This window comes from Streptomyces lushanensis (assembly GCF_001700515.1).
Lineage (GTDB): Bacteria > Actinomycetota > Actinomycetes > Streptomycetales > Streptomycetaceae > Streptomyces > Streptomyces lushanensis.
This window is the reverse complement of sequence record NZ_MAUD01000093.1, coordinates 1-5,399: the sequence shown is the minus strand read 5'-3', so window position 1 is coordinate 5,399 and position 5,399 is coordinate 1. Positions and strand designations below refer to the sequence as shown.

The window sequence follows — 5,399 nt, the reverse complement described above, 5'->3', positions numbered from 1 at the left end:
GAAGCCCATGGCCGCGGCCATCACGAAGCCGTAGAAGCGGCGGGTGACACGGATCCAGCGCATCTTGTACGCGAACAGCACACCGGCGAAGACCGCCATCGTGCCCATGACCGCCTGGATCACCACGCCCGGCGCGATGTACGTGCTCACCGCGCTGCTGATGACGCCGAGGAAGACGCCCTCGAAGGCGGCGTACGCGAGGATCAGCGCCGGAGTGGGGCGGCGCTTGAAGGACTGGATCAGCGACAGGACGAGCGCCACCAGCGCGGCGCCGATCGCGATGCCGTACGACTTGCCGATGTTGGCCTGGTCGACCGGCAGCAGGACCCACGAGAGAACGGCCGTGAGGATGACCGTACCCAGCGTCATGGCGGTACGGGTCACGACGTCGTCGATGGTCATGACGTCGGTGCGCGCGGGCGCCTGCGGTCCCGCGCCGAGTCCCGCGCCCTGCTGGGGCGCGTACGGGTTGGTCGCGTAGGGGTTGGTCGCGTACGGGTTGGTTCCTACGGCGGGGCCCCCGGCCTGCGGCGCCGCGTTGAAGCCCGCGTGACCGTTGTCGCGGCTGAAGCCCCGTCGCGAGAAGACCGGGTTGCTGCTCCTCATCTCACTCCTCCATGGCCACCCTGCGTGGCCTTGCCACAAGAGTAATAGGGACGCAAAGCGTCTGCCCTAGTGCTGGGGGAGGATCTTTCCAGGATCGTGACACCACACGGGTGCCGCGTGTCACACCGGCGGCCGTCGGACGGTCGGAAATGTGCCCGGAACCGGACTTGAACCGGTACGCCCCCGAGGGGCAGCGAGGTTTAAGCTCGCCGTGTCTGCATTCCACCATCCGGGCACGCGCGACGCCGCGTTGGCACATGAGCCTATCGGGACACACCACTCGAACAGCCGAGCGGCAACCCGATGTTGTCTTATTTTATTGACGTCTGAGGGTGCGTCAGGGCACGTACCGAGCCATCCGCACATGCCGGGCGCGGGTGGTCAACTCGTACCCAGGCGTACAGGAATGACGAAAAGTCGCCGCCCGGTCACTCATTCGGCACAACGCCGGGACCCTCCGTCCCGGGTCGGCATCCTCGGGGCGGTGTCATACCGAAGGAGGAGGGCGGCACGCGGCGGTCAGACCCAAGAGGGCCCCGGGAACGGGCATCGGGACGGACGACCCGCGCCCGGACGGCACGGAGGATGGAGTCGTTCCCACCGAGCGTCCGACAAAACAGGAGTGTCCTTCCGTGACCACCACCCCGATCGCCCACCGCGCCACCGCGGTGGCCGCGCGCGCCTCCGAACTGTCGAAGGTCTATGGAATGGGCGAGACCCAGGTGGTCGCCCTCGACCGGGTCACCGTGGACTTCCGCCAGGGCGAGTTCACCGCGATCATGGGGCCTTCGGGCTCCGGCAAGTCCACCCTCATGCACTGCGTCGCCGGCCTCGACACCTTCAGCGGCGGATCCGTACGCATAGGCGAGACCGAACTCTCCACACTCAAGGACAAGCAGCTCACGCAGTTGCGCCGGGACAAGATCGGCTTCATCTTCCAGGCGTTCAACCTGCTGCCCACCCTGACGGCCCTGGAGAACATCACACTCCCGATGGACATCGCGGGCCGCAAGCCCGACCGGCAGTGGCTGGACCAGGTGATCGCCATGATCGGGCTGGCCGACCGGCTCGGCCACCGGCCCACCCAGCTCTCCGGCGGTCAGCAGCAACGGGTGGCCGTCGCCCGCGCGCTGGCCTCCCAGCCCGAGATCATCTTCGGTGACGAGCCCACCGGAAACCTGGACTCGCGCTCCGGCGCCGAGGTGCTGGGCTTTCTGCGCAACTCCGTCAGGGAGCTGGGGCAGACGGTCGTCATGGTGACGCACGACCCCGTGGCCGCCTCCTACGCGGACCGGGTCATCTTCCTCGCGGACGGCCAGATCGTCGACGAGATGCTGCACCCGAGCGCGGACGGTGTACTCGACCGGATGAAGGCCTTCGACGCCAAGGGCCGTACGAGCTGACACCGGGCCCGCACCCGCCGCACGCCGGACGCACGCCGGGCCCGCACCGGGCCGGCCGATTCCGCGCCGACACCGCCGAACACGCCTCGAGCAGACGTCGAGTGGACGTCGAGCAGAGTTCGAGCAGACCTCAAGCAGATTCCAGCAGAACGCACCAGAAACCGCACCCGGGCCGACGGCACCGGCGCCGACCGCGCCTCCCGTACCGCCCTCGCCTCCCGCGTGCCTCCCGCCGGCCTCTTCCGCCGCGCCTTCCGCCGCCCGGCCCATCCCATTCCACCAGGACTCCCACCATGTTCCGTACCGCCCTGCGCACTGTGCTCGCGCACAAGGCCAGACTGCTGATGACCGTGCTCGCCGTCATGCTCGGCGTGGCCTTCGTCTCCGGCACCCTGGTCTTCACCGACACCATCGGCAACGCCTTCCGCAATCAGTCGGCCAAGAGCTACAAGGACGTCGCCGTCGCCGTCACGGCCCATGACAGGCGTGGCAACGGCGAGAGGAAGGACGGCGGGAAGAGCCCCGGCATCAGCCGCGGGACCGTCGAGAAGATCGGGGCCGTCGACGGCGTCGCCTCCGTCACCGGCCGGGTCAGCGGCTTCGCCGGAGTCGCCGACGCGGACGGCAAGCTGATCGGCAACGGCTGGTCCAACACCGGTGCCAACTTCGCGCCCGGCGCGAACGGCCAGGACGCCGCCTACACCTTCACCGACGGCTCGGGCCCCACGCGTGACGACGAGATCGCGCTCGACAAGTCCTCCGCCGCCAAGGGCGGTTACCAGGTCGGCGACCAGGTGCGCGTCGCCACCAACGGACCGGTGAAGGAGTACGCCCTCTCCGGTGTCTTCACCACCGAGGACGGCTCGGTCAACGCGGGCGGCAGCCTGGTCCTCTTCGACACCGCCGTCGCCCAGAAGCTCTATCTGGAGCCCGGCTACTTCATGGACGTCACCGTCACCGCGGCGGCCGGAGCCTCGGACAGCGCGATCCTGACCGACGTCAAGGGCCTGGTCGGGGACAGCGCCGAGGCGCGGACCGGCAAGGAGCTCGCCGACGAGCAGGCCGCGAACATCGAGTCGGGTCTCTCCACGCTCAACCAGATGCTGCTGGCCTTCGCCGCCATCGCCCTCTTCGTCGGTGTGTTCCTGATCTCGAACACCTTCACCATGCTGGTCGCGCAGCGCACCAGGGAGCTGGCGCTGATGCGCGCCGTCGGTGCCTCGCGCCGTCAGGTCAAGCGCTCGGTGCTGACCGAGGCCGCGGTCGTCGGCGCCATCGCCTCGGCGGTCGGCTTCCTGGTCGGTCTCGGTCTGGCGACCGGACTGCGGTCCGCGATGGGCACGTTCGGCGCGAAGATGCCCGCGGGACCGCTGGTGATCTCACCGACCGCCGTCGGCGCGGCTTTCGCCGTCGGTGTGCTGATCACCCTGGTCGCCGCCTGGCTGCCCGCCCGCAGGGCCGCGAAGATCCCGCCGGTGGCGGCGATGAGCAGTGTGCACGCCGTGGCCACCACCAGGTCCCTGGTCGTCCGCAACTCGATCGGCGCGGCACTGGCCCTGCTCGGCGCGGTCCTGATCGTGGCGGGCGCGGCGGCGGGCGCCGACAACGGCCGGCTGCTGGTCGGCGCGGGCGCGTTCCTGACGATGATCGGTGTCATCGTGCTGATCCCGCTGCTCTCGCGGCCGGTCATCGCACTCGTACGGCCCGCCCTCCAGCGGGTGTTCGGTGTCGCGGGCAAGCTGGCGGGCCAGAACGCGGTCCGCAATCCGCGCCGTACCGGAGCAACCGCCTCCGCGCTGGCCATCGGGCTCACGCTCGTCACCGCTCTCACGGTGATCGGTGTGACGATAGGCCAGGCCGTGGACCGGATGACCACGGACAACATCAGGGCCGACTACCTGGTCACCATGGCCGGCGGCGGTCCGCTGGACGAGTCGGTCGTGACCGCGCTGGAGAAGGTGTCCGGTGTGAGCGCCCTCTCACCGCAGCAGGCCACCTCGCTGAAGATCAAGGGCAAGTCCCCCGCCGCCTCGGCGGTCGCGCCCGGGGACATCGAGAGGCTCTTCGCCCTCAGCGGTGTCTCCGGCTCGCTGGACAGCCTGGGCCAGGACGGGATCGCGGTCACCGACACGGCCGCGGAGTCCAACGGCTGGAAGCTGGGCGACACCGTCGACGTGACGTACGCCGACGGCGCGTCCGCCCGGCTGAAGGTCGGCGCGGTCTACACGGAGAACGCCTTCCTCTCGCCGGTGCTGATCTCCAGGGACCTGGTCGCCCCGCACGAGACCAAGCCGTACATCGCCGAGGTCTGGGTGAAGATGGACGGTGGTGCGAGCGCCGCCCATGAGCAGGCGCTGGTGGACGCGCTGGGCGACAACCCGGGCATCGCCTTCATGGACCAGCAGGACATCAGGAACACCTACGGCGGCTTCATCAACACCGCGCTGAACATCATGTACGGACTGCTGGCGATGGCCCTGATCATCGCGGTCCTCGGTGTCGTCAACACCCTGGCGATGTCGGTCTTCGAGCGGCAGCAGGAGATCGGCATGCTGCGGGCGATCGGGCTGGACCGGGGCAGGGTCAAGCGGATGATCCGGCTGGAGGCCGTGGTGATCTCGGTCTTCGGCGCGGTGATCGGAGTGATGCTCGGCACCTTCCTGGCCTGGGCGGTCGGCGAGACGTTCAAGGACTCCGTCCAGGGCTACGCACTGGTCATCCCGTGGGACCGGATCGGGATCTTCCTGGTGCTGGCCGGGCTGGTGGGTGTGCTGGCCGCGCTCTGGCCGGCGCGCAGCGCCGCGAAGCTGAACATGCTGACGGCGATCAAGACCGAATAGCGGTACGCGGCGGGCACCCGCGCGGCCCGGTACGCGGGGCGTACCGGCGCGGCCCGCCGCACACGGAGAAGGGCCGGACCTCCCGACACGACGGAGGTCCGGCCCTTCCGGCTCGTCCGGCCCTTCCGGCTCGTCCGGCCCTTCCGGCTCCGTCAGACGCCCCAGGCGCGGGCGCGCCACGGCATCCCGGAGGCCCCGGTCTCCGGGGTCTTCACGGCCAGGATCTGGTTGACACCGATCCTGTTGCGTTCGAAGGAGACCGCGGACGCCGCCATGTACAGACGCCAGACCCGCGCGCGGCCGGGCGAGGTGCTCCGTACCGCCTGGTCCCAGTGCTGCTCCAGATTCGCCACCCAGCGGCGCAGCGTCAGCGCGTAGTGCTCCCGGATCGACTCCACGTCACGGGCCTCGAAGCCCGCCTCCTCCAGTGTGGCGACGGTCCGGCCGAGCGGGGCCAGTTCGCCGTCGGGGAAGACGTACGCGTCGATGAACGGGTCGATGCGGTAGTGGCTCTCGTCGCGCTCGGGGCGCCGGGCGATCTGGTGGTTGA

General features: G+C 69.6%; 4 protein-coding genes and 1 tRNA gene. 2 read left to right on the top strand and 3 right to left on the bottom strand.

Annotation, left to right across the window (positions count from 1 at the left end; translation table 11 throughout):
• Positions 1–606: Bax inhibitor-1/YccA family protein (locus BFF77_RS09075; RefSeq protein WP_066946086.1), on the bottom strand; the 606-nt coding region annotated here is incomplete at its 3' end.
• A 152-nt stretch (positions 607–758) separates the two neighbouring features.
• Positions 759–841, bottom strand: a tRNA-Leu gene (locus tag BFF77_RS09070).
• A 397-nt stretch (positions 842–1,238) separates the two neighbouring features.
• Here BFF77_RS09070 and BFF77_RS09065 point away from each other — a divergent pair.
• Both BFF77_RS09065 and BFF77_RS09060 read left to right on the top strand, forming a co-directional pair.
• A complete protein-coding gene (locus tag BFF77_RS09065; RefSeq protein ID WP_066946082.1) occupies positions 1,239–2,009 on the top strand; it encodes an ABC transporter ATP-binding protein in 771 nt (256 codons plus the stop codon).
• A 293-nt stretch (positions 2,010–2,302) separates the two neighbouring features.
• Positions 2,303–4,849: an ABC transporter permease gene (locus BFF77_RS09060; protein WP_066946079.1), complete on the top strand. Its 2,547-nt coding sequence runs from the start codon at positions 2,303–2,305 to the stop codon at positions 4,847–4,849.
• 152 nt (positions 4,850–5,001) lie between these two features.
• Here the strand turns inward: BFF77_RS09060 and BFF77_RS09055 are convergent.
• A partial coding sequence (locus tag BFF77_RS09055; RefSeq protein ID WP_211280189.1) for a class I SAM-dependent methyltransferase occupies positions 5,002–5,399 on the bottom strand: 398 nt, incomplete at its 5' end.

Excerpts from the sequence above, each read along its gene's own strand:
- BFF77_RS09060 (WP_066946079.1), top strand. The coding sequence starts at position 2,303 with ATGTTCCGTACCGCCCTGCGCACTGTGCTCGCGCACAAGGCCAGACTG.